The 3,906-nt window shown below is 60.2% G+C and carries 1 protein-coding gene; it reads left to right on the top strand.

Annotation, left to right across the window (positions count from 1 at the left end; translation table 11 throughout):
* Positions 1–47: 47 nt before the first annotated feature.
* A partial coding sequence (locus tag KHU33_RS25660; protein ID WP_211468306.1) for a beta strand repeat-containing protein occupies positions 48–3,906 on the top strand: 3,859 nt, incomplete at its 3' end.

The raw sequence follows: 3,906 nt of genomic DNA, 5'->3' as shown, positions 1-3,906 counted from the left end.
CAAAATACCATGTAAGAAACCGTAAATACATATCAAAAAGGTGTTTGATGGTGGTTTTAAGGCAAAGGATAAATTCAGCCGGCAAACTGCACAACGATTTCAGGCAGGAGGACAGGATTGAACGCTTCGATAAGCGCGACTACACCCAGATTGTTCAGAGAACCGTGGTCAAGACCAGCGGTTCCGGCAACATCAGCGGTAAGGGAGCTGTAACCGCGACGGCCGGCAGCATCAACAATGCCAGCGGCGCACTCGGCGCGCTCGGCGATCTCGCGGTGTCTTCCGCCAGCACACTCGACAACACCAATGGCGCCATGGAAGCGATGGGCAATGTCGCCACGGCAGCGCAGGGCGCATTGAGCAACGTCGGCGGCAAGATCGAAGCCTTGGGCAACAACGGTCAACTGCAGGTTTCCGGCAGTACGGTCGACAACACCAACGGTAAAATCATCAATGTCGGCAATGGATTGACTACCGTTGTCGCATCCACGCAGGTCACCAATGCCAATCCGTCCGCCGTCACCGGCTCCGGGCTGATCGGCGGTACTGGCGATGTCACGATTGTCACGCCGGCGTTGAGCAACACGCAAGGCGGCCACATCATCGCCGGCGGCGCGTTGAATCTGAATACGCCGTCCAGCGTGGACAACACAGGCGGTCAATTGATCGCCACCGGCGCGCTGACGCTCAATCAAGCCGGCGCCGCGCTGGCCAATGTCGGCGGCGGCATCAGCGGCGGCAACGTCGCCCTGACCGCAGCCAGCATCGATAATACCGGCGGTAAAATTGCGAATCCGGCGAGCAGCGGCGGCGGCATCGCCATCAATACCGGCACGCTGACCAACGCCAGTGGCGCCATCGGCAGCGATCTGGATCTGCAAGCCACGGCGGCAACGTTAGCCGGCGACGGCAAGATCATCGCCGGCCGCGATGGCGCGGTCAGCCTGCAAGGGAACTATACCTATGCCGCAACGAACCAGATTACCGCCAACCGCAACCTGACCTTGTCGACGACCGGCAGCCTGGTCAATACCGGCACCCTGGCTGCGACGGGCAACCTCACCCTCAATGCCGCCAACCTGTTCAACGTAGCCGGCGCCGACATCGCCTCCGGCAATCCGGGCGATGCAACGACCGGCGCCACCACCATCAATACCGGCGCCGGCACTATCCTCAATGCCGGCCGCATCGAGGGTAATAACGTCAATACCACCAGCAGCCTGCTCGGCAATACGGGCACCCTGATCGGCAACCATGTCACGGTCAACGCCGCTACGCTCACCAACGACGGCGCTGCCGCCATCATTGCCGGCGTCAACCAGGTCAATCTGTGGGTGACTGGCACCGTCAATAACCAGAACGGTGCAACGCTCTACAGCCTGGGCGATTTGAACATGGCGGCCAATGGCGCCAAGGATGCCAACGGCTATCTGTTCAACCAGACCGGCACGATCAACAATCTGTCGTCGACGATGGAAGCCGATGGCACCATGAATGTCGCCGCCAACCAGATCAACAATGTGCGGCAGAACGTGCAGGTCAACACGGTGACTATCTCGGATACGACCAGCACCATGACGCAATCGCCCTGGTGGACCTCGTTGGCGCGGGGAAGCACCCCCACGCGTAACTCCAATACGCACATGCACGATAACTATTATCTGAATCCGGCATCGATCTTGTCGGTGACGCCGGTGGTGACGCCGGACGGGTATCTGATTTACAAGGCGGTGGTGAAGCTGTCGGCCACCGATTCGGCGTTTGAAATCAATTATGGCGGCCTGGCCTACCCCTTGCCGAATGGCACGGAAGACATCCAATACCTGAGCCAGTCGCGGGTGGCGCCAACCGCCGGCATACAGGTGATCTATTTTACGAAGCGCAGCGACAATCAGGCCAATCCGGACCAGGTCGCCGGCAACAGCGCCTGGACTGACCTCACGAGTGGCAATATCTATCGCAATGTCTTAGGGACGATCACGTATTCCAACCAATACGGCAACTGCACGACCAACTGTGTACGTCTGGTCACGATTCCGGCCTATACCGACCCGACTGCCACTTTCCAGAACGACACGCAACTGGTCCGTGCCTATTACGCTGGCAGTTATCCGAGCGAGGTCGAACGCATTGCGCATCAGGTCGTCACAGAGACGCAATTGGCGCCGACGACCGGCGCGCCGGCGAAGATCACGTCCGGCGGCGACATGCATATCGCCGTCGGCACGCAATTGAATAACGACAATGGGCAAATCGCCGCCGGCGGCAATCTGACCATTGACGGCGTGGCGTCCGCCGACGGCAGCAACAATACCAAGATCGTCAATACGTCGACGCAGCTGACGCGCACCTACACCTCGACCAACACTAGCGGTTTCGGTACGGCGGATAGCTTGCCGGCGCCGCCGGTGCAATGGACCACCTGGAGCAATACGCCGATCACGCAAAACATCGGCACAGCCGGCGGCACCATCACCAGCAATCAGGCGGTGTCGATTACCGGCGGTCAAATCACCAATGCCAGTGTGGGCGCATCGACCCGGCCACTCGGCGCCAGTGCCGCCTCGCTGGGCCTGGGCGACAGTATCGCGCCGCTGGCGCTGGCGACGAATAACACGATCAGCGGGGTGCCCACCGGGAACCAGACCGGTGTCGGTGGTTTGAGCGCAGTGGGCGGCACCAGTAATACAACCATTCCAGGCGCTGCGCGTGTGGTTGACGGTGCGCGCGCCGGCGCGATCAATACTGTGCTCCCGACCAATGGTTTGTATTCCGTGCGGCCGCAGCCGAATCAGCCCTATCTGATCGAAACCGATCCGCGCTTCACGCAGTACGGCAATTTCATCTCCAGCGACTACATGCTCAATTTGCTGGGCATCAACCCGGCGGCTACGCAAAAGCGCCTGGGCGACGGCTTCTATGAAGAAAAGCTGATGACAGACCAGGTCACCAATCTGACGGGCATGCGTTATTTGCATGGCTATGCCAGTGCGGAAGAAGAATATAAATCGCTGATGACCAACGGCGTCGCATTTGCCAAGCAGTTCAATATGGTGCCCGGCATGGCGCTGTCGGATGCGCAGATGGCGGCGCTGACCACCGATATCGTCTGGCTGGTCAGCCAAACCGTGACCCTGCCGGACGGCAGCCAGCAGACGGTGCTGGTGCCACAAGTGTATCTGGCCAAGAGCATGGACTTGACGCCGACCGGCGCCTTGATTGCCGGCGATTCGGTGAGTATCAAGGGCACGGATATCGTTAACACCGGCGGTACGCTCTCGGGTACGAAGCAATTGCTGCTGGCGGCGGATCACGATATCAGCAACATCGGCGGCACGCTCTCGGGCGGTAATATCGGTCTGTTTGCCGGTAACAATATCCTGGATCAGTCGGTCACCAACACGGCGATCACCCATTTCGGCAATAGCTCATCAACGATTACTGCCGTGGGTGCGGTCGGCAAGATCGCGGCGACGAATAATCTGATCATGTCTGCCGGTCAGAATCTTAATCTGCAAGGCGCGCAGATCAGCGCCGGCGGCAATGCGATGCTGACAGCAGGGAATGCGATCAATGTCGAGACGGTATCGACGGGATCGCATTATGTGACGCCGACGGCGAACAGCCATGCCGACGTGCAAGCCACGCATGCGGTCGGCAGCACCGTGGCCGCCGGCGGCAATCTCGGCGTGGTGAGCAAGGGCGACCTGACGGTGACCGGCAGCAGCCTGTCGTCAGGCAAGGACATGCTGGTGGCCGCCGGCGGCAACGTCACCATTCAGAACGCCACCGACACCAGCAGCACCCACCTGGATGGCCAGGGCAAGTCGGGCAAACGGAGCGGATCGCAGAGCGTTGACATGCATGACCAGATCGCCGTCGGCAGCAGCCTGTCGGCGGGCGGCA

Origin of the sequence: Collimonas silvisoli (assembly GCF_018305005.1) — a bacterium.
In the GTDB taxonomy this organism is placed as follows: Bacteria; Pseudomonadota; Gammaproteobacteria; order Burkholderiales; family Burkholderiaceae_D; genus Collimonas; species Collimonas silvisoli.
The sequence above is the reverse complement of the archived record's forward strand: the minus strand, read 5'-3'. Positions and strand labels throughout refer to the sequence as shown.